This window comes from Streptomyces niger (assembly GCF_000718305.1).
In the GTDB taxonomy this organism is placed as follows: Bacteria; Actinomycetota; Actinomycetes; order Streptomycetales; family Streptomycetaceae; genus Streptomyces; species Streptomyces niger.
On sequence record NZ_JOFQ01000006.1, the window covers coordinates 185,893 to 207,539 of the forward strand.

General features: G+C 67.9%; 20 protein-coding genes and 3 pseudogenes. 16 read left to right on the top strand and 7 right to left on the bottom strand.

Annotation, left to right across the window (positions count from 1 at the left end):
- Window positions 1-27: 27 nt before the first annotated feature.
- From IF20_RS13390 to IF20_RS13400, 3 genes are all read left to right on the top strand, one after another.
- Window positions 28-771 (top strand): VC0807 family protein, encoded by a 744-nt coding sequence (locus IF20_RS13390; protein WP_052865356.1) that lies wholly within the window; start codon window positions 28-30, stop codon window positions 769-771.
- Window positions 768-1,928 carry an agmatine deiminase gene (gene aguA / locus IF20_RS13395; protein WP_052865357.1) on the top strand — a complete coding sequence of 387 codons (1,161 nt, stop codon included), beginning with the start codon at window positions 768-770 and terminating at the stop codon, window positions 1,926-1,928. Before IF20_RS13390 ends, aguA begins: the two co-directional genes overlap by 4 nt.
- A 153-nt stretch (window positions 1,929-2,081) precedes the next feature.
- Window positions 2,082-2,993, top strand: coding sequence for a GNAT family N-acetyltransferase (locus tag IF20_RS13400; protein WP_110944126.1), 912 nt, complete (start codon window positions 2,082-2,084; stop codon window positions 2,991-2,993).
- Window positions 2,994-3,020: 27 nt separating this feature from the next.
- On the opposite strand, the gene IF20_RS13405 is transcribed toward IF20_RS13400, so the two are convergent.
- The 3 genes from IF20_RS13405 to IF20_RS13410 are packed head-to-tail and all read right to left on the bottom strand — an operon-like array spanning window position 3,021 to window position 4,325.
- Complete coding sequence (locus IF20_RS13405) at window positions 3,021-3,452, bottom strand: GNAT family N-acetyltransferase (protein WP_052865359.1); 432 nt, start codon at window positions 3,450-3,452, stop codon at window positions 3,021-3,023.
- On the bottom strand, window positions 3,449-3,673 hold the full coding sequence (locus tag IF20_RS39915) for a hypothetical protein (RefSeq protein WP_234426637.1): 225 nt from the start codon (window positions 3,671-3,673) through the stop codon (window positions 3,449-3,451). The genes IF20_RS13405 and IF20_RS39915 overlap by 4 nt, the downstream gene beginning before the upstream one ends.
- Window positions 3,674-3,710: 37 nt before the next feature.
- Window positions 3,711-4,325, bottom strand: a complete 615-nt coding sequence (locus IF20_RS13410) for a TetR/AcrR family transcriptional regulator (RefSeq protein ID WP_052865360.1) — start codon at window positions 4,323-4,325, stop codon at window positions 3,711-3,713.
- 134 nt (window positions 4,326-4,459) lie between these two features.
- Here IF20_RS13410 and IF20_RS13415 point away from each other — a divergent pair, with 134 nt between their 5' ends.
- A complete protein-coding gene (locus IF20_RS13415; protein ID WP_234426638.1) occupies window positions 4,460-4,759 on the top strand; it encodes a hypothetical protein in 300 nt (99 codons plus the stop codon).
- Between the two features lie 49 nt (window positions 4,760-4,808).
- Here IF20_RS13415 and IF20_RS13420 read toward each other — a convergent pair.
- Window positions 4,809-5,275: pseudogene (locus tag IF20_RS13420) on the bottom strand (GNAT family N-acetyltransferase).
- 166 nt (window positions 5,276-5,441) lie between these two features.
- Here IF20_RS13420 and IF20_RS13425 point away from each other — a divergent pair.
- Window positions 5,442-5,969, top strand: a complete 528-nt coding sequence (locus tag IF20_RS13425; RefSeq protein WP_052865361.1) for a GNAT family N-acetyltransferase — start codon at window positions 5,442-5,444, stop codon at window positions 5,967-5,969.
- Between the two features lie 140 nt (window positions 5,970-6,109).
- Here the strand turns inward: IF20_RS13425 and IF20_RS13430 are convergent, their stop codons facing one another.
- Window positions 6,110-6,973, bottom strand: a complete 864-nt coding sequence (locus IF20_RS13430; RefSeq protein WP_052865362.1) for a 3-hydroxyacyl-CoA dehydrogenase family protein — start codon at window positions 6,971-6,973, stop codon at window positions 6,110-6,112.
- Between the two features lie 85 nt (window positions 6,974-7,058).
- Between IF20_RS13430 and IF20_RS13435 the strand changes: the two genes are divergently transcribed.
- The 9 genes and pseudogenes from IF20_RS13435 (at window position 7,059) to IF20_RS13465 (ending at window position 13,524) form a co-directional block, all read left to right on the top strand.
- Complete coding sequence (locus tag IF20_RS13435) at window positions 7,059-7,811, top strand: acetoacetate decarboxylase (protein WP_052865363.1); 753 nt, start codon at window positions 7,059-7,061, stop codon at window positions 7,809-7,811.
- Window positions 7,812-8,031: 220 nt separating this feature from the next.
- On the top strand, window positions 8,032-8,910 hold the full coding sequence (locus IF20_RS13440) for an alpha/beta hydrolase fold domain-containing protein (RefSeq protein ID WP_052865364.1): 879 nt from the start codon (window positions 8,032-8,034) through the stop codon (window positions 8,908-8,910).
- A gap of 93 nt (window positions 8,911-9,003) precedes the next feature.
- Window positions 9,004-9,645: a TetR/AcrR family transcriptional regulator gene (locus IF20_RS13445; RefSeq protein ID WP_110944127.1), complete on the top strand. Its 642-nt coding sequence runs from the start codon at window positions 9,004-9,006 to the stop codon at window positions 9,643-9,645.
- Between the two features lie 49 nt (window positions 9,646-9,694).
- Window positions 9,695-9,823 carry a hypothetical protein gene (locus tag IF20_RS40490; RefSeq protein WP_267881129.1) on the top strand — a complete coding sequence of 43 codons (129 nt, stop codon included), beginning with the start codon at window positions 9,695-9,697 and terminating at the stop codon, window positions 9,821-9,823.
- A pseudogene (locus IF20_RS37690) lies at window positions 9,823-10,550 on the top strand (IS5 family transposase). The gene IF20_RS40490 and the pseudogene IF20_RS37690 overlap by 1 nt, the downstream one beginning before the upstream one ends.
- 124 nt (window positions 10,551-10,674) lie before the next feature.
- Window positions 10,675-11,238 (top strand): hemerythrin domain-containing protein, encoded by a 564-nt coding sequence (locus IF20_RS13455; RefSeq protein WP_052865366.1) that lies wholly within the window; start codon window positions 10,675-10,677, stop codon window positions 11,236-11,238.
- A 171-nt stretch (window positions 11,239-11,409) separates the two neighbouring features.
- Window positions 11,410-11,583: a hypothetical protein gene (locus IF20_RS39140; protein WP_199896585.1), complete on the top strand. Its 174-nt coding sequence runs from the start codon at window positions 11,410-11,412 to the stop codon at window positions 11,581-11,583.
- Window positions 11,584-11,747: 164 nt separating this feature from the next.
- Window positions 11,748-12,263, top strand: a pseudogene (locus tag IF20_RS13460) (hypothetical protein); the annotation flags it as partial.
- Between the two features lie 142 nt (window positions 12,264-12,405).
- A complete protein-coding gene (locus IF20_RS13465; protein ID WP_052865367.1) occupies window positions 12,406-13,524 on the top strand; it encodes a hypothetical protein in 1,119 nt (372 codons plus the stop codon).
- 616 nt (window positions 13,525-14,140) lie between these two features.
- Here IF20_RS13465 and IF20_RS13475 read toward each other — a convergent pair.
- Both IF20_RS13475 and IF20_RS13480 read right to left on the bottom strand, forming a co-directional pair.
- On the bottom strand, window positions 14,141-15,574 hold the full coding sequence (locus IF20_RS13475) for a hypothetical protein (RefSeq protein WP_052865369.1): 1,434 nt from the start codon (window positions 15,572-15,574) through the stop codon (window positions 14,141-14,143).
- A 375-nt stretch (window positions 15,575-15,949) separates the two neighbouring features.
- Window positions 15,950-17,314, bottom strand: a complete 1,365-nt coding sequence (locus IF20_RS13480; RefSeq protein ID WP_234426639.1) for a DUF6056 family protein — start codon at window positions 17,312-17,314, stop codon at window positions 15,950-15,952.
- Between the two features lie 397 nt (window positions 17,315-17,711).
- Between IF20_RS13480 and IF20_RS13485 the strand changes: the two genes are divergently transcribed.
- Window positions 17,712-19,199, top strand: coding sequence for a glycosyltransferase (locus IF20_RS13485; protein ID WP_110944129.1), 1,488 nt, complete (start codon window positions 17,712-17,714; stop codon window positions 19,197-19,199).
- Between the two features lie 303 nt (window positions 19,200-19,502).
- Window positions 19,503-21,644 (top strand): PIG-L family deacetylase, encoded by a 2,142-nt coding sequence (locus IF20_RS13490; protein WP_052865372.1) that lies wholly within the window; start codon window positions 19,503-19,505, stop codon window positions 21,642-21,644.
- Window positions 21,645-21,647 lie beyond the last annotated feature (3 nt).

Here is a 21,647-nt window from a genome sequence, read left to right on the forward strand (position 1 = left end):
TTGGCGCGTCTGGCACGTCTGGCACGCTTGGCGCTCGACCTCGGGGTCGCCTCGCTCGCGTACTACGGCTGCGTACTCGCCGGCCTCGGCACACCGCCCGCCCTCCTGACCGCCACGGGCGTGGCGGCCGCGTGGCTGGTCAGCACCGCGTTGTACGACCGCCGCGCCGACGCCCTCGCGGTCGGCATGCTGCTCATGTACGGACTGTCGGCAGCCTTCGCCGCGGCGACCGCCGAGCCTCGGCTGCTGCTTCTGCGCGACCCGCTGGTGAGCGCTCTCGCCGGACTGGTGTTCCTCGGCAGTTGCCTGAGCGGTACGCCGGCCACCGCCTACCTGGCACGCAAGCTGCACGGTTACCCACTAGACGCTCCCGCTCCCCACCTCCATCGCGCACACCTCAGGCAAACCGCAGTCCTGGGCGCCGGGCTCACCGCCGAAGCGCTCGCACGCGTTGTCCTCGTGTACGCGCTACCGGTACCGACCGCCGCCGCGCTCACCCCACCACTCGAATTCGCGGTACTCATCCCGCTGCTCGCATGGACCACCCTGCAACGCCGAAGGCTCCTGCCCCGCCCCTCCGCCGCGACAGTCGACCTGACTCACGTTGCTGCGACAGCCGACCTGCCCGCCTCCGCTGCGACAACCGACCTGACCTCCTCGACCAGCAACTACGCCTCGACACCCGCCCGCGCACCCGCACCCACCCCCACACCCACGCCCACACCTGGCGTCGTCACACCCGACCAGCCACCTCCCGGAGGTGCCCGATGAGAACCCTGCACAGCACACCCGCCGCGGACGGCTTCCGGATGCCGGCGGAGTGGGAGCCGCACGAAGGCTGCTGGATGGTGTGGCCGCAGAACGGATACGTGTGGCGCGAAGGAGCCCGCCCGGCCCAGCGCGCGCTGGCCGCCCTCGCCAATGCCGTCGTGGACTCAGGCGAAGACGTCACCGTCACGGTCACCGGGGACCAGTACGCACACGCCCGCTCCTCGCTGGACGCCCGCGTCCGGGTCGTCGAGACGACCAGCTGGCTGGGCTGGGCCCGCGACATCGCACCCACCTTCGTCGTGGACGACACGGGCCGACGACGTGGCATCGACTTCGCCTTCAACGGATACGGCAACCGCTACCCGTACTGGGCCACCGACGACCAGTACGCCCGCAAGGTCCTCGACCTGACCGCCACCGACCGTTATCGCGCACCACTCGTACTGGAGGGCGGCGCCTTCCACGTGGACGGCGAAGGAACCGCCCTGGTCACCGCCGAATCCCTGCTCGACCCCGCCCGCAACGACATGCCCACCCGCACTGCCATGGAAGAACTGCTGGCGGCCTACCTCGGCATCACTCGTACCCTGTGGCTCGAGTGGGGCCTGACACACGACGCAACGCGCGGTCACGTCGACAACATGGCCTGCTTCGCGGCCCCCGGCGTGGTCTGCCTGACCTGGACCGATGACACGCGAGATGCCCAGTACGAACGCAGTGCGCGTGCCCTGGCCGACCTGCGCGACACCGCCGACGCCCAAGGTCGCCCCCTCCGGGTGGAGAAGCTCCCCCTTCCCGGCCCGCTCCACGCGACCGATGACGAGATGCGAGGCACGGACGGCCACACCCCGTACGCGAAGAGCCCCCAACACTCGCAACACTCCCGACAGCCCCAACTCCCCCGGCTCGCCGCCTCGTACGCGAACTTCTACCTCACCGCCGACCACCTCTTCGCCCCACTGCTCGACCCCGAGCACGATGACGAGGCCCTCACCCGCCTCGCCCAGATCTTCCCGGACCACACCATCGTCGGACTCCCCACCCGCGAACTCCTCCTAGGCGGCGGCAACATCCACTGCACCACCCAACACATCCCGGCCCGAAGCCGACCACTGACGGCGACTGCCGACGACGACCACCCCACGAAAAACCGGTGACGCGCCCTGCGAACATCGCGCATGCTTGCCCCCGATGTCACCGACTACTTGACGTTTTGACGTGAAGGAGCTGTGGGCGTGGACTCTTCCTCCCCGGAACGACTACCTGGCTACGACTTCCGCCCGTATCGAGGTCGTACGGACCACAGCGCTATGGCAGCTGTGCGGTTGGGGTGCGCGGAGCGGGACCGCATCGATGCCGGGTCGGTCGTGGAAGGCCTGCCGACGGTGACCGAAATTGCGGAGTTCTGCGCCCAACTGGACGACCCATCACACAACCAGGTTCTGGTGGAGCACGGCGGTGAAGTCGTCGGCTATTCGACCATCAGGTGGTGGCGGGAACGGGACGGAACGTGGTTGTACCTGCACCGCGGTCACCTGCTCCCTGAGCACCGCGGCCGAGGTGTCGGCTCAGCCATGCTCGCCTGGGCCGAAGGCCGAATCCGCCACCTCGTACAGCAGCATGGCACCGCACAGACAGCCGTCTTCGGGGCGAATGCCACGTCCACCACCGAAGATGCCACGCGGTTGCTGCTCGAAGCGGGTTACCGGCGCGTCTTCAGCCTGGCAGAACTGCAACTCACCGACCTGCGAAAGCTTCCCGACGACGGACGGCTACCGACCGGATTCCGTATGGGTGCACTCGATGCGAGCAGCTTCCGCGCGGCGTGGGAAACGGTGGTCAATTCGTACGCGGATGCCGCCTTCACCCAGGAGTGGCCGTACGACCGCTTTCTCGCCAAGGCCAATCCCACCTGTTGGCGGGCCGCTTGGGACGGGCCTCATATGGCCGGCGTGGCTCTCTGCTCCATTCGCCCACAGAACCCCTCGGTGGGCGAAATCGAAGAACTCAGCGTCCGGGAGGAATCGAGGCGCCTGGGGCTCGGGCGGGCCCTGCTCCTGGACGGATTGCGATGCCTCCGCGAACACGGCGCAACCACCGCTCGGCTGTACACCGGGACGGCAAATCCGTACCGGTCGTACGACCTCTACGAGAGCGTCGGATTCCGCCGGATCAACGAATACCTGCGCTACCGCAAGCCGATGGACCCGGCAGGCCGGTAGCTCTCCTCGGCCGGCCCCTGTCGCCCCTTACCCGGACAGGTCTTTGAAGAAGTACACGTCCTCATGCCCTCCCGGGACACCGGGCAGGCGTCCGGCCTCGCGATAGCCGTGGCGCGCGTAGAACTCCGGGGCCTGAAAGGAGTAGGTGGAGAGCGTCATCCGCGTACAGCCGCGCCGTCGGGCCTCGGCCTCCGCCGCCCGAAGCAGGCGGGTGCCCCAGCCGGCGTGGCGGTGATCCTCATGGACCCACAGCAGTTCGATGCCACCGAGTTCACCCCAGGTCCAGCCGGTGAGACCGCCGATGGTCTCGCCATTCCTGTCCGTGACCCGAACGCTGAAGTCCGTCTCCTCGTCCACCCCCGTGGCAGCACTGTTGAACTCATCCAGCCGCTCCCCGAGCAGCTCTTCGAGCTCCTTGTCGGCATCGCCGGTGCGCAGGACGGGCTCGTCATTGGTCATTCCGCCAGTGTGAACCACAGCTCAGGCGTAGAGGGGTGGATCACGTACTGCGGCGGGAGCGCGACGGTGAGAGACCGATTCCGGCCGGCCAGCCGGCCGGCAAGGCGAATGTTCTTCGGTGGCGTGCGTGGATCGAAGTCCACGTTGAGCCACTCGCAGCCGTCACGGGCACCCACCCAGCCAAGACTGTGGTGCTTGATGCGATCCCACCAGCCGGCCACGGCGTTTCCGCCGTGCGACCGGTGCGCGCTGAAGGTGTCAGCCGCGGTCGGACGGGTTCGTCAGTAGGACGTCGATGTGGCGTTGGAGGAGGGCCAGCGCCGTGGCCGGAGTGTGCTGGCCTGCCAGGACGTGGACCGTAAGGCCGTCGGCCAGGGCGAGGAGTGTGTGTGCCTCGTGTTCGGCGTCCAGGCCCTGGAGAACCTCTTGGGTGTCCTGGCCGTAGCGGATGAGCCACGCGATGAGGCGGTGAAGCTCGGCATAGGTGTCGTGCAGCACGGCGGCCAGCTTTTCGCTCGCTGGAGCATGCGCGACGAAGGCCAGCCAGACGTGAGCCTGTGTCTTGGATGCCTCATCAAGAAGGGCGAGTTCCGCCAGTGTGTGGGACAGCAGGGTGGCAGCGGCCTGAGGAGTGTGAGTGGCGGCGATGCGCTGATTGGCGCGTTCGCTGACGTGTTGGGACACGTGCTTCAGCGCGAAGAGCAGCATGTCCTCCTTGGTGCGGAAACACCGCTGGACAGCACCCATCGACACATCGGCCTGGGCAGCGACATCGCGGAGGCTGACGGCCTCCATGCCGGAGCGTGCGATCAAAGTGCAGACCGCCTCGGCGATCCGTCGGCGCCGCTCCTCGTAGTCGACCTGCCTGGGCACGGTTCGCTCCTTCCCACGTTCTGATGCACTTGCATCGTATCGCAGCGCGCGGCACGATGTGATGCGTTCGCATCGGATAGATGCACAGCCACCGGGAGGGGAAGCACGCCATGGGGAAGCCGGGGAAGCCCAACGTGGAGGGCAAGTCGAACGTGCAGGGGAAGCGAGGCTCGCAAGGGGAGCCGGACAAGAGCGCAAAGGGCAGCTCAGGGCAGAGGCTGCTGTGGCTGTTCGGCGCCATCCTCGTCGTCCAGGGCTTCGGCTCCGCCGTCACCGAGGCCGGGTGGGACACGAGCTTTGGCGTCGCCGGCCTCTTGCGGGCAGCCCACATGCCCGAGTGGGTGACGCTCCTCGTAGGTTTCGTGGGTGTGGCCCTGCTGGGAGTGGCAGCGCGTCGGCATTACGCCGAGAGGCGGGCCGGGCGTCGTCCATGAGGCCGTCACCCGGCTGATCGTCACCGTTGGTCGCTCTTACCGGAGCGCGTCAGGGATGGATGGTGACGACCATCTGGGGCAGCATCCGGCCGGCAATGGAGCCGGAAGGGACATTGCCCACTCGTATCGCGCCCACGGCACGGTAGAAGGGCTCGGCATTCGGGTCTGCGTCGATCGTGAGCTGAGTGAATCCGAGTTCGCGCCCCGTCGCGACGGTGTACTCGAACAGCAGGCGCCCGATTCCCTGCCCCATAGCGTGCGGCTCGACGAACAGCATGCCGAGAACACCCGTGGGTGGTTCCTCCTCAAGAGTCGTGAAGCCCAGCCCAGAATATGGCCGCCTCTGTCAGCCACCGCGGCTCTCCGGCGTGCGACCTCACTCGTGCCCAGAGTGAGTTCATCTCTGCACGCGTCCAGGAAGGCAGCGTCATAGCCCCAGTGCGCCTTGGATCGTAGCGCCAAGTCGCTGAGGGTCTCGGCTTCCGTCGCCAACGCCGGCCTGATCAGCACGCCCATCTGTTCCCCCGTCGCAGTCATCGCGGTGGTCGCAGTCATCGCGGTGGTCGCAGTCGTCGCGGTGGCCACGGTGGCCGCGGGTCATCGCCATTGCCGCAATCATCGCAGTAAAGGTAGTGGGAAAATCGGCACGAGGTAATCGCTCGGCCCATGCGAGGATCGCGCCGTGAATGATCTGCATGTGCGCCTCGCCGAAGACACCGATCTCGCCACACTCGTTCGCTTACGGGACGACGCCGCCCGCTGGATGCTCGCCCAAGGCATCACCGGCCAATGGCAGCCCGGCCAGTTGGACGAGGGCCACTTCCGCAAGGTCATGACGACGGGCGAGGTGTGGCTCGCCACGGTTGGCAGTCGTGTGCTGGGGGCCTGGGAGTTGTGGTGGGAAGACGAGGAAGCATGGGGGCCACAACCGCCGGTGGCCGGGTACGTGCATCGGCTGATGGTGGACCGCAGCTGCGCTCGCCCCGGTACGGGACGGTTGCTGCTGCGTGCTGCGGAGCGCCGTATCGCCGCGGCAGGACGGGAGTTCGTGCGTCTGGACTGCTTGGCCGGCAACGCGCGCCTGAATGCCTATTACGTGGCTGCCGGCTACCGGGTGGTCGGCCACAAGGCGGGAAAACCGCAACCGGGTGGCGCACCCAAGTCGTTCACGCTCCTTGAGAAGAGCCTGTGTTCCTTCGACGCGGAATGACTCGGAGGCGTAGTCATCCTTCGCAGTGACCCCAGTTGCTTCGCCGCTCATTCGAGTTGGGGATCAGCTCCTAACGCACCTGGCTCGAACCCGCCTGTCCCGTACGTCGGAGGGTTCGAGACTTTCGGTGTGGCGGGAGGTTACTGGTCGTAGGGGTAGAAGCCACGTCCGGTTTTGACACCGAGGCGGCCGGCGTCGACGTACTCGTGGAGCAGCCGACGCGGCCCCTCGGGCAGGTCGGGGTTTTCCTCGGCGTAGTGGTTCTCGATGTCCAGGACCACGTCGAGGCCGACCTGGTCCATCATCCGGAACGGGCCGGCGGGCGCGCCAGTGTTCACCACGAACATCCGGTCGACGTCCTCTGGCGTCGACACGCCGTCGGCAACGACCGCGAGGGACTCCCGTTTGATGGCAGCCCAGATGCGGTTGAAGATGAAGCCTGTCGATTCCTTGTGCGCGACGAACGGATGCACGCCATAGCGCGGCAGCTCGTCGCGGAGGAAGTCGAAGATCGTTGGGTCGGTTTTCCCGTCGCTCATCAGGTCGACGGCGTTCTGGTGTGGGGGCATGTAGAAGTGCATGTTGAGCACCCGTTCGGGGTGGTTGACCTTGTCGATCATGAGCCGTGAGGCATAAGACGAGGAGTTGCTGGCGATGATCGTGTCGTCGTCGGCGGCCGCGTCGAGCTGACCGAACAGTGTGGTCTTGAGGTCCAGACGCTCCGGGATTGCCTCGATGACGAGCCAGGCTCCTCCCACGGCGGCATCAAGGTCGTCGAAAGCCTGGGCGCACCCGGCCGCGGCACCCTCCCGGTCGGCGACGACTGAGGGCAGGGTCTGCTCGACATAGCTGACTGCAGCCTCACGGACGTCAGCCGACAGGTCGTAGACGCGGACTTTGCTCCCGCCGCTCGCGAACATCAACGCGATCCTGCGGCCGAGAGTGCCACCTCCGATCACCGTGACGGGACGGGTCTGGAGGTTCTGTGGCAGTTGGAAGGTCATGGGGTTCCTCGCTTGCGTAAACGACAGCTTCGATACAGACTGTACTGAGTACATTTCGTATCGCAAATCCGGCAGAAGGTCCCTGATGCAGCCAGCCGATGTTCTCCATCACGCGACAACCCCGCTCACGGCGCCGGTCTACCCGGTGCGGGCGACCCGGTTCACCGACCGGGAGTACCTCAACGTCGTGTACCGGACCGATCCCGACGTCCTGCGGGCGATCGTCCCCGCGCCGCTGCGGGTGGACGAGCCGCTCGTCAGGTTTGAGGTCATGAAGATGGGCGAAGTCGACGGCTACGGCCCCTACGTCGAATCGGGTCAGGCGATCCAAGTGGTTTTCGACGGCGAGCAGGGCGAGTACCTGCACGCGATGTACCTCGACAACTTCGCCGCGACCGCCTCCGGCCGTGAGCTCAGCGCCTATCCGAAGGTGCTCGGCACCCCCGGACTGCGCGTTGACCAGGGTGCGCTCGTCGGGACGCTCGACCGCGGCACTGAGCGGGTGGCGACGGCCACGATGGCGTACAAGTGGGAGTCACTCGACCTCGACGAGGCGAAGGCACAGATCACGGTGCCCACCTTCATGGTCAAGATCGTGCCGAACGTGTTCACACAAGGTCTGCGTGCCTCAGACCTGGTGCGCACGGAGATCACCGACATCGTGGTGAAGGAGGCATGGACCGGGCCCGCCAGGCTGCAGCTGTTCCAGCACGCCCTCGCCCCGATGGCCGACCTACCCGTACTCGAGGTCGTCAGCGCCTCGCACATCGTCACCGACCTCACGCTCGCATCCGTGCAGCCGGTGCACGACTACCTCACCGCAGCCACGACCGCCTAGGGCGCGTCGTCAAATGGCGCGTCTGCGTGATTACCGATGTCCTGCGTGATTACCGATGTGTTGGCGTGGTGAGCGGATGGATCACGCTGTCCTATTTTCCTGCTGTCGAACCTGCGTCGCCCGCCGCCGCAGGTTGCTTGTCCTGTTCTTGTCGTACTCACGTAGTGCGTGACCTGTTCGGGTGTAAGCCCGTGAGCGAGGAGGAACCACGGTGTCTCTGATGATGAAAGTGGTGGTGCAGGCCCTGCGGCTGCGGCCGAAGCCTCTCGCCTCGGCCGGTGAGATCGCTGCGGAGGTCGACCGTGACCGCCCCAACGCCGAGGTGCCGCGCACCCTCCTCAGGGCGTACGACATCTGCCGGAGCAGCGTCGAGGGTATGCCGGTCATCACGCTCACCCCGAAGGGTGTTCCCCCCGTGGGGGAGCTGCTCTACACGCACGGCGGCGCGTACGTGCACCCGCTGGTCACACCGCACTGGCACATCATCGGGCGCCTGGGGCTGGCCACCCCGCTGCGCGTGACCGTCCCTCTGTACGCGCTCGCACCCGAACATACCGGCGACGACACCTACCCCAAACTCCACAGGCTTTACGACAGCCTGACCGAATCCGGACTGCCGGTGATCGCCGCGGGCGATTCAGCGGGTGGCTCCCTCGCCATGGCGCTCACCCTCCGCGCCCGGGACGAACACCGTCCCCTTCCCGCAGCGGTCCTACTGTTCTCGCCCTGCGCAGACGCGACTCTGGCCAACCCCGACATCCCGGTCATCGAGCCGCGAGACCCCATGGTCGGCCGCGACGGGGCGCTATGGGCCATGCGCCGCTGGGCGGGGGACCGCCCCCTGCAGCACCCCTGGCTCAGCCCGGTCAACGACAGCTTGCAGGCACTGCCCCGGATCTGCGTCTTCCACGGCGAACGCGACATTCTGTGTCCCGACGCCAAGAAGATGGTCGCCAAGGCCAAGGCCGCCGGCACCGACGCCGAGATCCACCTCTACCCCGACGCCTTCCACGTCTTCGTCGGCCTCCCGCAGCTCCCCGAATCGCGGGCAGCCCTCGCCCACGCCAGGGGGATCATCGAAACCGTCACCGCGATCTGACCCCACCACGGGGCGAACGTCGCCCGGGCTGCACTACCAGCCCACAGGTCCTAGCCTCGGAAACTGGCCGCCAGCAGCGCATATCCTGATCGGATGAAGAATCAACCGGGGCCCATACCCATGACTCAACGTCCCGTCCGGCGGCGTAGCAGCACCCGGGCATCCCTGATTGACGCAGCCGAGGCGATCTTCGAGGAGACCGGCTCCACCGCGGTCAGCGTAGAGACCATCGTGAGCCGCGCCGGGTTCACCCGTGGAGCGTTCTACTCGAACTTTCGTACAGTCGACGAGCTGTTCTTCGCCGTGTATGAGCAGCAAGCCGAGCAGGTCTTCGGGATCCTCACGCAGACGCTGCAAGACACCCTCACGATGGCCCACTCCTCGGTCGACGCCGTCGTGCAGGGCGTCGTCCAAGGGCTTTCCCCCGAAGAGAAGTGGTACGCCATCCGGTCGGTCCTGCTCACCAGGGCCCGACACGACCCGGATGTCAACGCCTTGCTGCGTGCACACACGGACCGCTTCCACGCCACCCTGCAACCCCTGCTCATAGACGCGCTCCGCAGCGTCCACCTCACTCCGACTGTGGACGAAGCGCTCTTCACCCGCGCCGTCGTCGCCGCCCACGTGGGCGCGGTGAGCCAGAGCATGCTCCTCGAAGCTACCGACGCCGTGCGCGTTGCTGCGGTCAAAGGATGCATTCTCGGCCTCACCACCGCGCTCACCGAACCCAGCTGAGCGACGTCACAGGCGCGAACAGCACTTGGGGCCACGAAAGGAACCCGCGGTGTCCGCAGCGATGAAGCTGCTCGTCCAGGCGCTCCGCGTGCGCCCGAAGCCCCTCCGTTCAGCCGCCGCGACCGCCGCCGCCCTCGCCCACGCCAACCAGCTCGTCTCCACCAACGTCGACAACTGATCGACCTTCCCACCGCCTGCCGTGATCGGTGTGAGGATGCGTCCGTTCGGGAGGGTGTGGGCACTCGACCGTGGATCGTGAACGATGAGTTGTGGACGATGAGTTGTGGGCGCTGATCGAGCCGTTGCTGCCTCCGGTGGCAGGAGGCAGGCGTCTTCGACCGGCTGCACCGCATCCTGCTCGCCGAGCGGAACGCGGCCGGCGAACTCGACTGGTCACGTGCGTGCGTAGATGGTTCCCACATCCGCGCGAAAAAAGGGGCGCCGACACCGGTCCGTCGCCGGTCGACCGACGAAAAACGGGCAGTGAACACCACCTGATCTGCGACGGTCGCGGCACCCCACTCAAGGTCATCACCACCGCGGCCAACGTCAACGATGTCACCCAAACCCTCGTCCTGGTCGACGGCATCCCGCCCGTCGCAGGTCGCCCCGGCCGGCCCCGCCGCAGACCTGAAACCCTGCTCGGCGACAAGGACTACGACTCCAACGCCCACCACGACGAGCTGCGTCGCCGGCGGATCCAGCCCGTCATCTCCCGCAAGGGGGCACCGGACATCAAAGGCATGGGCAAGCTCCGCTACGTCGTCGAGCAGACCTTCGCCCTGCTCCACCACTTCAAACGACTCGCCGTCCGCTGGGAACGCCGAACCGAACTCCACGATGCCTTTGTCTCCCTCGCCTGCAGCCTGATCTGCTGGAGGCGTCACAAGAAGTCCCGAACATGATCGCGTTACGAGCTCATACGGCTCTCGCCCGTGCGCGGAATTTTCGTACGGAAAGGAGAATGAGCGCGGAGTCGGCTGGTACCCGTACGTCGTCACGGCATCTGCCAAGGAGCGAGGACAGAAGATGGGACACGGCGGAAACGTCATCGATGAGCTCACCACCGACCACCGGGAGGTCGAGGAGATCTTCTCCCGGATCGAGGCACTGCCTGTCGGTGACCCGCAGCGCAAGGAACTGGCGGACCAGGCCACCATCGAATTGGTACGCCACTCCATCGCCGAGGAGATGCACCTCTACCCCATGGCGCGCCGCTGCCTCGCGAACGGCGACAGCGTCGCCGACAAGGAGCTGGAGGACCATTCGGCGGCCGAGCACATCATGAAGCAGCTGGAAAGCTGCCAGGCCGACGAACCGGCATTCGACCGGCTCATCAGCTTCCTCATGAGCGAGATCCGCAACCACGTCGAGGACGAGGAGAACAATCTCTTCCCCCGGCTGCGGCAGGCCGCCAGCGCGGCGGAACTCGACGAGATGGGGGAAAAGATCCGCCGGGCGAAGAAGACCGCGCCGACCCGCCCGCACCCCGCGACGCCCTCCACTCCCCCGGTCAACAAGATTCTGGCCCCCGGGACGGGCCTGGTCGACCGAGCTCGCGACGCCCTCTCCGGCCGCGGAAAGAGCCACTGAGAGGCAGGGTAAGCACTCTCCGTGCAAGATGAATCACGGGATGCGTCCGGCGTGCTCGGGAATTGAGCAGCCGAGCGTGGTGAGAACGAAGAGAGTGCCGAAAACATCAAAAGCGGCGAGAGCGTCAAGAGCATCGCGAGCGTCGAGAAGAACACGGAAGGAGTAGCGGTCATGACCACTCCCGAGGAAAACGCGGAGAAGAGCAGGAAGACCGACGACACCGTCCTGCACCCCGACAGGGTCCAAGCCGAGCGTCAGGAAAGGCAGCGTCGCGAAGACCCGGACGCCACGCGGGAGAAGCTGGCGGAGGCGGATGCCAATACTTGGGATGAGCAGGAGGAGTGACAGGAGCGACAGGAGCGACAGGAGCGACAGGAGTCACCACATGTAGGCCGTCGCGCCGGGTGGCGAAGGCCACGTCCTCCCCGTGACCCGGGTCATTTTCCGGGGAAGGTCGGCGAGATAGCGTTTTGGGTGTCCTGTCCCCACTGCACTCGGACGGCTCAGTAGTGCCCGCAGATCTCTCTCCGCTGATAGCGGCGACGGCCCAGTGGCTGATACGCGCGTACCCGTCGGGCGATGGCCCCCTGAGTTCCGCTCTGGCGGAGGCCCAGGCGCGGCAGGCCGTCACGGTCGCGGCCTGGCTTCGGTATCCGACGCCGATGGACATCGAGCTGGTGAACGTGACGGGGCCGGGCGGCTCTGCACGGCTCGACTGGCTCGCCGGCGCCGCAGCCCCCGGCCCGTACGGCACGGACGATGCCTGGCGCACCTGGGTGGACGAGGTGGTCGCGAGCTGGGCGGCCTGCCTGCTCAGCGCCCCGGAACTGGCCACGACCGCGGTGGCTTCCCTTGCTGACTCCTGGCATCTGCACGGTACGCCGGTCGAGTTCCGGCGTCTGACGGAGCCCGACGAGAACGACCGGCGAGCCGCCGCGCTGCTGCGCCACCCCGACCTGCATGCCTCAGTGGCGGAGTTGCACTGCCGCCAACTCCTCGATCACCTGGAGCTGGACCCGGCACTGGGACAGGAGCAGGAACAGGGGCAGGAACCGAAACGGGCAGAACAGGGACGGGAACAGGCGCGAGGGCAGCTGATCCAGGGATCGGAACCGCCCAGCGGCTGACGGGCGGCCGCACGCCGAGGAGGATGCGGAGGAGGAGCCGGTGGCGAAACCGGTGGCGAAACCGGTGGAGCTGGACGCTGTGGCCGACGAGCTGTACGCGCTGCCACCGGAGGAATTCACTGCTGCCCGCAACGAGCGCGCCCGGGCCGCCCGGCAGTCCGGTGACCGCCGGCTCGCCGACGACATCCGCCGGCTGCGGCGGCCGACCCTCGCGGCCTGGGCCTCGAACCTGCTCGTCCGCAATCAGCCGGACGAGGTGGCGCCGCTACTGCAGCTCGGCGAGGAACTGCGTCGGGCCCACCGGGACCTGGCCGGCAAACAGTTGCGGGAGTTGTCCGCGCGGCAGCGGGAGCTGGTCTCCGCGCTCGCCCGGCAGGCGCGGCAGCTGGTCGAGCGTACGGGACAGCGTCTCGGCGAGGCGCCCCAGCGCGAGGTCGAAGGGACCCTGCACGCGGCGCTGTCCGATGCCGAGGCCGCGCAGCAGTGGGCTGCGGGACGGCTCACCCGGTCGCTACCCCCGCCGACCGGCTTCCCCCTCGTCAGCGACACCTCGCCGACCAAGCCCACGGCTCCGGCGAAGGACACGGCTCCGGCCAAGCCCACGGCTCCGGCCGAGAACACACCTCCGGGCAAGGACACGACCTCGGCCAAGCGCACGACTTCGACCAAGTCCACGCCTCCGGGCAAACGCACCAAGCAGACCCGCAAAACCGCTGAGCAATCCGCCGGGAAGCAGACCCGCAAAACCGCTGAGCAGTCCGCTGAGCAATCCGCTGAGCGGTCCACCGGCAACACGGTCGCGGACCTCGACGCCGCGCGTGCACGGCGCAAGCGTAAGGAAGACGTGCGGCGCGCCCGGAAGGAAGCGGAGGACGCCGGGCGCGAAGCACACACGCAGGAGTCGGAGCTCTCAGCGGCGCAGGACGCGTTGGAGGCTGCCGAGGAGCGGCAGCAGCGGGCCGAGCGGCGGATCGCGGAATTGCGGCAGCAGATCGACGAGACGGTGCGGGAGGAGAAGGAAGCCCGCGCCGCACGCAAGGAGGCCGAACAGCGGCTACGCAAGGCCGACCGCGCGGCCCGCGCGGCGCGGCGTACCGCCGAGGACGCCGCGACCCGCGCCGACCGGTTGGCCGACGAGGCTACGGGTTCCGGACGCTGACGCCCCGCGTCGCCAGTCGACCAGTTCGCCGTCGCGGGCCACGACGCGGCCGCCGTGTGCCACCATGTCCCGCCGCGGTGTGTCCACGACGGTCTGAGGCAGGCATTCGCCGCGGGAGCAGCAGCAGTACCGGGGTGAGCGCCGCGGACACCGCCGCGAGCCGACCCTGCCAGGTCGTCCCCGCCGACGTGCCGTATCGGCGCGCGGCACGGCGCAGCGCGGTGTACAGCAGCAGGGCGCCGAGGGCGCAGGCGACGCCCGCCCACGAGGTGAGGTACATCCGCGTGGACGGGCCCAGGTACCGGCAGTTCTGGAACGTGTCGGAGTCGAAGGCCAGACGTGCGGCCAGCAACCCCACCGAGGCGGCCGCGAGCACCGGTACGAGGAGCGCGCCCCGACGCCAGGCCGGGAACGCAGCGTGAACGGCAGGGCCGGCAGGGCTGAAAGGGGCGGCGGGGACGCGGGAGTCATCGAAGTGCGGGGACGCCGGGAGTCATCGGAGTGCGGGGACGCTGGGGATCAACGAAGCACGGGACGCTGGGAAGGCATCGAAATACGGGGACGCTGGCGAGGCATCGAAATACGGGGCCGCTGGGAAGGCATCGAAGTGCTGGCCTCAGTTCTTCGTGGCCAGGACGATCAGACGCATCGTGTCCGTACCGGCGTACGTGGCGAACACCCCCGCGCCCTTGGTGAGGGCGTTGGGCGTGGTGGTCGCTTCCGGCAGCGGCTCGGCTGCGCCCGTGGCGGCGGAGACGGCGACCGGAGTCCTCGGGGTGTCCTCGCCGGCCAGGCCGTAGGCGATGCCGTCGTCGCCGACCGACGCGAGGGTGATCTTCTTGGCATCCTCACCCTTGTCGGTGCAGGCGCCCTTACCCGTCTTCAGGTCGAAGATGTTGCCGCCCTTGACCAGGTAGCGGCCGTTGGGGGAAACCGCCGGCTGCACGTCTGCCGGGTTCTTCGGGCTCGGAACGTCCGCGTCGTACTCGGTGTCCTCGGTGTCGCACGGGGCGGTTGCCTGGACCGCACCGGTCGCGAGGTCGTGGACGGCGGAGATGTCGTCCGACGTCGGAACTTCCTTCTTGGCCCAGTTGGCGATCAGGTGGTCGCCCACCCCGCCGACGATGCGACCGTTCGGCTCGTCCTTGACGACATCGATGACGGGGTCGTACTTGAGCGTGCGGGCCGCGCCGGGCGGGGTCGCCTTCTCGCTCTGCCAGCCTCCGTCGACGCCGAAGCCGCCTTTCCCCGTGCCGCCTTCGTCGCCGTTCGTCGCCACTCCGCCCGGGCCCGGGAAGGACATCAGGTAGTCCGGATCGACCGCCTCGCCGTTGAGCGTGACTTTCGCGTTGCTGGTGTCGACGACCTTGCCGTCGGGGGACACCACGATGCTGTCACCGCCGTAGGAGGTGACGGCCAGGCCGCCCGGGCCGGCGAAGACGCTGGGGCGGTCGAACTCGCCGTCCGGCGCCTCGGCGATCCCCGCGCCGGCCGGGGACACGTCCTCGCCCGAGGCGTCGGCCGGGTAGAAGGCCGCGGAGACGACCTCCTTGTACTCGTGGAGCTTGTCCTTGCGTGCCTCGCCACGCGCCCACACCGCGAAGTACTCACGGTCCTTGCCGGGTATCAGCGCGATCTGCGGGACGGCCAGCTTCCCGGACTGTTCGTCGCTCTGCTCCTCGGTGAGCTTGGGTCCCTGCCACGGCTTGCTCGCGGACCGGAGCTTGCCGGACGAGGCCTCGCGGACGTTCAGCACGTAGCCCCGCGCGGTCTTGTCGAGGTACGCGACCACGCCGCTCTTCCCCGATACCGCGTACGGCAGGGGCTGACCCTGGGGAAGCCAGTCGGCCTCGACCTCCCAGCCCTTGGCGGCGTCGAAGGCGGCGGGAGCAGTGAGCTTGCTCTGCAACGAGACGTCTCCTCCTGTGCCCACGGAGCCGCCGTGCGCGCCGCCACCGCCGGTCGTGCCACCGGACGAGCTGCACCCCGACAGAACCCCCACGAGCGCACCGGCCAGCAGTACGGATGTCGCCGTCTTGCCCATCGTCATCCTCAGTACCTCTCAGTGCACGGGGCGATGAGGCGGCATGCCGTCTCCCCCGATGGACGGTCCCTGCAAATGATCAAGCAGAAGGGAGATTAGCAGTGGCGTGCGGCGCAAGTGACCCATTTGTGAAGGGTGGGCAGCACTGCCGTGCGTACAAGACCGTCGGGGCGCGGGCGCGTCGTGCCACGCCCAGCGCTTCGCCCCGGCGCCTCAGCTGCGTCTGCAGCCCACTGCGACAGCCTGCGCTCACAGCAACGAGTCCCCGTCACGAGAACGAACCTCGACAAACCGGCTACACATACCTTGATGCACCGTTCAGTTGACGGATCCTTCCGCCCCGCACAGCGACAAGGAATCGCGGTGCGCTACCGCTCTTGGTCAGGGCAGCTTGGTGGCCTGAGTGATGTGTCGCACTTGGTAGTAGTTGGCGATGCAGGAGGCGGGCCACTTCGCGCGCCCGCCGTGGCGGAACGGTTCGGTCATCTTGCTCAGCGGCAGCCGCCTGTACGGCAGGACCTGGGCGCCGGCGACGGCCTGACGGTGCATCCAGCGATTCTGGCGATCCCAGTCGTGCGCGCGAGTGATCATGTTGGATTCGAGACCAGCGAGCGATGCGGCGAGGGCGACGCAGACGAGGGCGTACCCCGCGGCCCCGACAGCCCCAGCGACCACGACCGGTCCGGTCCGCCGGACACGGCTTCGCAGGGCGCCGCCGGCGAGTGCGCCGGCGTAGACGAGGAGCAGGATATAGAGCAGCAGGTAGTCGTTCCACAGGCGCGTCGACGAAACCACTCCCTCCCCGAAGACGGGGTAGGTGATGACCGTGCACGCGTAGCCGGAGACGAGCAGGGTGCCGAGGCCGGCGGCTGCCACCAGTCCGTGCTTCTTCCCAGCGGCGCGCCGGCCGAGGGGGTCGCTCGTCAGCAGCCCGAGGATGATGCCCGCCACGATGGCTCCCAGGTACTGCCAGGTCGTGAGGACCGTGGTGGCGATCTCGCGGAAGCCGTACAGGGACGCGAGGAGCGAGTCCGGGTTGAGCATCGTCGCGGCGTGCTTCTCCTCCCGCCGGTGCAGCGAGCCCGGTGACGTGTAGAGGATCAGGATGCCGATCACGATGCTCACGATCCCGGCGGCGCAGCTCGCCCGTAGGAACCGGCGGTGCGCTTCCGGGAAGATGCGGCTGCTGATCAGCAGTGCACACGCCAGGACGGCCGCGGCGACGACGCTGGTCTCTTCGGAGAGGAGGCCCAGGGACGCTCCGGTGAGGACGACGGTGAGCAGCGCGAGGTGCTCCCCTCGCCGCGACGTCGCCCGCAGTAGAGGGATGGCCGCCGCGCAAGCGAACACCGGGGGCAGGGTGTGGGAGACGGCGGCGGCCGGCCAGTAGAACGTCTTGTAGGTGTTGGGCGAGCCGAAGAGGACCAAGGCCGCCATCATGGACGCGACCAGGAGCGGGACGCCACGCGGGACTCCGAGCCGCGCGGCGGACAGGACGGCGGCGATGAAGGACCGGAGGAGTACGAGAATGAGCACGCCGCTCACCGGTGCGAACCATTGCTGGCCCGCGTCGCCGAACCGGGCGTACGCCCAGACCAGTACGGCGTTGACGAGACGTCCGTTGTCGTGGAAGTAGAACTTCCCCACCATCGCGGACAGCCCGCCGTCGCGGACCACCGGCAGGAAGCACCAGTCGTCGCCGCCGGGGCGCACCCAGCGGGCGTTCCACGCCGCGAAAACGAACACAGCGAGTGGCAGGAGCGAAAGAAGCACCGCCCCTGCCGGTGTCCGCCACCGCGTCTTCCGCTTATCCGCCATGTCTCCGGCGCGTTGGTATTGAGCAGTTGCTTTCGGCCCTTGCACCAACGGTAGTCCCCTCCCCCCTCCGGGCCGGAAATGAAAGTTTTTGAACGTACAGATGCAGTTGCCGTTCGCTGGCGATCGACACCTCGTCCTTCAGGTCGATCGGAAGACTATGCACCGATGAGTTCGGCCATTCGTTTCTATCATGCCGGGCCGTACCACCGTTCACCGTACGGATCCTGACCGTGCTCGCATCATTTTCTTACCGCAGTCTTAACAACATGTGCCACGGTGTCGATTACAGCCGGGACGGCTGTAACCGCACCTGTCGAGGTGGCAAATGGAAGACTGCCAGATTTCCATTGTTGTTCCATGCTTCAACGAGGAAGAGGTGATCAACACCTTTCACTGTGCACTGACGTCCGCCCTCGACAAGACGCGGCTGATCTTCGAGATCTGTTACGTCGACGACGGCAGCCGCGACACCACCTGTATCCAACTGCGCACCCTCTCCGGCACGGATCCGCGTATCCGCTATACGTCGCTGAGCCGGAATTTCGGCAAGGAGGCGGCGATGCTAGCGGGACTGCGCATGTCACGCGGCGATGCCGTGGTCCTCATGGACGCCGACCTTCAACATCCGCCGGGCCTCCTGCACCGCATGCTCGAACTGCGGCAACACGGCTACGACCAGGTCGTCGCCCGCCGGGACCGCTCCGGCGAAGGACTACTGCGCAGAACAGCCAGTTCGGCGTACTACCGCGCCATCGGCCACTGCATGGACGTCGATGTCGCCGACGGCGAGGGAGACTTCAGACTGCTGTCGCGCCGGGCCGTCGACGCGGTCCTCGCACTGCCGGAAGCCAACCGGTTCTCCAAGGGCATCTTCTCCTGGATCGGCTTCGACACCGTCAGCTTCACTTACCACAATGTCAGCCGGGCGGCGGGACGTTCAAAATGGGGCGGCCGACGCCTCCTGAATTACGGGATCGACGGCCTCATTTCTTTCAACAATCGCCCGCTGCGCCTGGTTGTCTACGCCGGTCTCGCGCTGTCGTTCGCGGCAGTCACGTACGCGCTGTGGGTCGTCGCAGGCGTCGTCCTGCACGGAGTGGAGGTACCCGGATTCGCCACGCTGCTGATCGCCATCGTGGCCTTGGGCGGAATCCAGCTCGTCACGCTCGGCGTCATCGGCGAATATGTCGGGCGCATCTACAACGAGACGAAGCGCCGCCCGCTCTACGTCGTGCGCGAGACCGAAGAAGATGCACACCGGGTTCATGCCGTACCCGCCGACGCCGGAGTCGGCCCTCCGCTCGCCATGGAGGTGTCCGTGCAGGCGAAAGCCTCAGCTCTCACCCCCGCCAGGCTCCGTCCCCTGCGACAGTTCCTCACCTTCGCGGCAATCGGCGTCGTCAACACTGCGGTGTATATGGTCGTGTACGCGACACTCAACCGATGGATCCCGTATTTGGTCGCTCACGTATTCGGCTTCGCGGTCAGTATCGTCGGTTCATTCCTGCTGAATACCTACGCAACCTGTCGCACGAAGCCGACGTGGCGGGCATTCTTCCGCTTCCCGCTGTCGAGCCTCGCCAATCTGGTATTCAGCGGCCTGCTTCTCTTCCTCGGCGTGCACTCGTTGGGAATGGGGAAGAACGTCGCAGCCCTGGCCGCGGGCATCCTCGCCACTCCCCTCTCGTTCCTGATCGCCCGTTGGGCCATCAATTCCGGCACACACTCCCACCAACAGGTCACCACCGACCGGATGTCCGTACCCGACAGCCCCGAACGCCTTCTGGGACACGAAGAGCACCAGAGCCGGTGAAGCGTGGTGGCGTGCGCATCGAGGATCCCCGACATCGGCCTATGAAGACGTTCGGATCGTGGCGCGGGCAGCCCGGTCTCAGCGCGCCAGCCCGCGCCTCCGGCTGTGCGGCTGAGGCCCCATGCGGCGGGCCGGTAGGAGTGCCGGAGCCGGCACGGCTCGGCCGCTGCCGTGTTGGGCGATACGCGCAACCGCGCGTATCGGGCGCCGGCGAAGCCGCGGAGCGGGATCAGATTGCCGAGCGAATCAATGAGCGGCGCAGACCGAGCGCCGCGCGACGACATACCAAGGTGTGGACTCACGGTGAACGACACAGCGCGGCGGGGCGCGTCGTGCGCGGCGACTCGTCGACAGCTACTCTCGGGCGGGCTCGGTGCTCTCGCCGCCGCCACGATCGCCAGGTGTGGCAGCAGCGGGCGCTCCGGCACCCCGGTGGGGCCGGCCCCCGCCGTCACCCCGTATGCGACGGGCTCCTTCGCCACCGACGGGAAGAGCCTGCTGCTACAGGTCATAGCCCACCCCGACGACGACCTGTTCTTCATGAACCCCGAGTGCTACCAACTGCTGTCCTCAGGGGTACCGGTGGTCACCGTCGTGGTCACGGCAGGAGAGTCCTCGGGCCGGAACCGCGTACCCCATGAGCACGCCCCCGTGGCCCGCGACAAGCCCGGTTACTCCGCCGCCCGGCAACAGGGGATGCGCCAGGCGTACGCCGAGATGCTGGGCCTGGACCGCTTCACCCGCTGGCAGCGCACCATGCTGGACCTGCCGCACGGAGCCCGTGCCGAGATGAACGTGCTGGCGGCGGGCGGTCGCCGGGCACGGCTGATCTTCCTCAACATCGCCATGCTTTCCGAGGGAGGAGTGCGCGGAGTGCGACTGCCCGCCCTGTGGGGCACTCCGGGCACCATGATGCGCACCGTGGTCGCCACCGGCTCCCTGGTCTCGCAGGTGCACATCTACGACCACCAGGTCCTGGTCGACGTCCTCGCATGGCTCATGGGCCATTTCCGGCCCACTGTCATCCACACCATGGACCCCGACCCCGACTACCAGGTGCACGACGCGGCGCACCCGAAGGGCAATGACCAGCGGCACTTCTCCGATCACCGGGACCACACCCCGACGGCACTGTTCACCTGGAAGGCGATCTCCCAGTGGGTGGCCGACTCCGTGCGGCGGGGCGGGCGCTCCCCCAGCTTCACCACCATGGCCTTCCGCGGGTACTACAACCAGCGCTGGCCCCACAACCTTCCGCCTGCCGTCCTCGCGGAAAAGGCTCGCTACATCGCCGCGTACGGGGGCGGTACCCGGTGGGAGTGCGGCGACCCGGCGGGCTGCGGCGACTACAACCAGGGCGGCACCCACGCCTTGACAAGCCGAAAGGGCTGGGCACGCAGCGCCCACCCGCGCTACCCCGGCCCGCTGCCCGCGCCCACCACCGACCACTCGGGACGGATCGTCGCCTACGGAGTACTCGGCACCCAGGCCGTCCGCTGGCAGGAGACCAGCCCCGGCAGCGGACGATTCGACGCCCCGCACAATTTCGGTGGCGGACCGCTCGCCCCATCCCTGAGCGCCGTGACCGACACTGCCGGGCGGCAGCTGCTCTTCGCGCTGCGGTTCTCCGCGTTGGAGGGCCAGGGCGGTACCGACACGCGCGAGATCGTCGTACTGGAGCAGCGCAGCGCAGGCGGGTCGTTCGGAGTCTGGCAGGGGCTCGGCACCCCCGACGCCGGCGCCGGAAGGGGGCGACGGGTCGGCTGCCCGGTGGCCGTGGCCACCCCGGACCACCGCGTCCACCTCTTCGCACGGACCGCCGCCAAGAGCCTGGCCACGCGCATACGCGAGGCCTCCGGCCGGTGGGGACCCTGGCGCCGGCTGGGCGGCCGGGAGATTCAGGACGGGCTGACCGTCCTCCTCGACAAGGCGGGGCGGATACACGTCTACGCCGCGGGGCACGACACCGTGCACCACTGGGCCCAGGACCGCCCGGGCGGACCCGTCACCTTCCGCCCGCACACCGGCCTGCCGGTCCCGGACGGCGCGCCGGCCGCCGTCCTCGGACCGGCCGGGCACATCGCACTGATCTATCGCGCCCCGGCCGCGGCCACGCCGTACGTGTACGGCGCATCGTCCGGCGCAGCCGGCACTCCGCTGCCGCACTTCACCGGGTACGGGCCCATCACCGCACACACCGCCGTCGAACCGGCCACGGACACGGGTAGAGGCACAACGGTGCTGCTGGGCCTGACCGACGACGGCCAGGCCCAGGTCCAGTACGGAACTTACGCCAACGCGCGCCCGGTGGCCGCCTCCGGCCGGCCGGTCACCGTGGGCTCACCATCCCTCTTGGCCCAGCACGGACACCCCTTGTCGGTTTTGGGAATATCACCCGACGCGACGCCATGGGCCTGGCGACCGCACGACACCCCGCAGGCCTGAGTG

Excerpts from the sequence above, each read along its gene's own strand:
- IF20_RS39140 (WP_199896585.1), top strand. The coding sequence starts at position 11,410 with ATGACCACTCCCGAGGAAAACGCGGAGAAGAGCAGGAAGACCGACGAC.
- IF20_RS13475 (WP_052865369.1), bottom strand. The coding sequence starts at position 15,574 with ATGACGATGGGCAAGACGGCGACATCCGTACTGCTGGCCGGTGCGCTC.
- IF20_RS13455 (WP_052865366.1), top strand. The coding sequence starts at position 10,675 with ATGGGACACGGCGGAAACGTCATCGATGAGCTCACCACCGACCACCGG.
- aguA (WP_052865357.1), top strand. The coding sequence starts at position 768 with ATGAGAACCCTGCACAGCACACCCGCCGCGGACGGCTTCCGGATGCCG.
- IF20_RS13405 (WP_052865359.1), bottom strand. The coding sequence starts at position 3,452 with ATGACCAATGACGAGCCCGTCCTGCGCACCGGCGATGCCGACAAGGAG.
- IF20_RS13400 (WP_110944126.1), top strand. The coding sequence starts at position 2,082 with ATGGCAGCTGTGCGGTTGGGGTGCGCGGAGCGGGACCGCATCGATGCC.
- IF20_RS13435 (WP_052865363.1), top strand. The coding sequence starts at position 7,059 with ATGCAGCCAGCCGATGTTCTCCATCACGCGACAACCCCGCTCACGGCG.
- IF20_RS13445 (WP_110944127.1), top strand. The coding sequence starts at position 9,004 with ATGAAGAATCAACCGGGGCCCATACCCATGACTCAACGTCCCGTCCGG.
- IF20_RS13440 (WP_052865364.1), top strand. The coding sequence starts at position 8,032 with ATGATGAAAGTGGTGGTGCAGGCCCTGCGGCTGCGGCCGAAGCCTCTC.
- IF20_RS13430 (WP_052865362.1), bottom strand. The coding sequence starts at position 6,973 with ATGACCTTCCAACTGCCACAGAACCTCCAGACCCGTCCCGTCACGGTG.
- IF20_RS13485 (WP_110944129.1), top strand. The coding sequence starts at position 17,712 with ATGGAAGACTGCCAGATTTCCATTGTTGTTCCATGCTTCAACGAGGAA.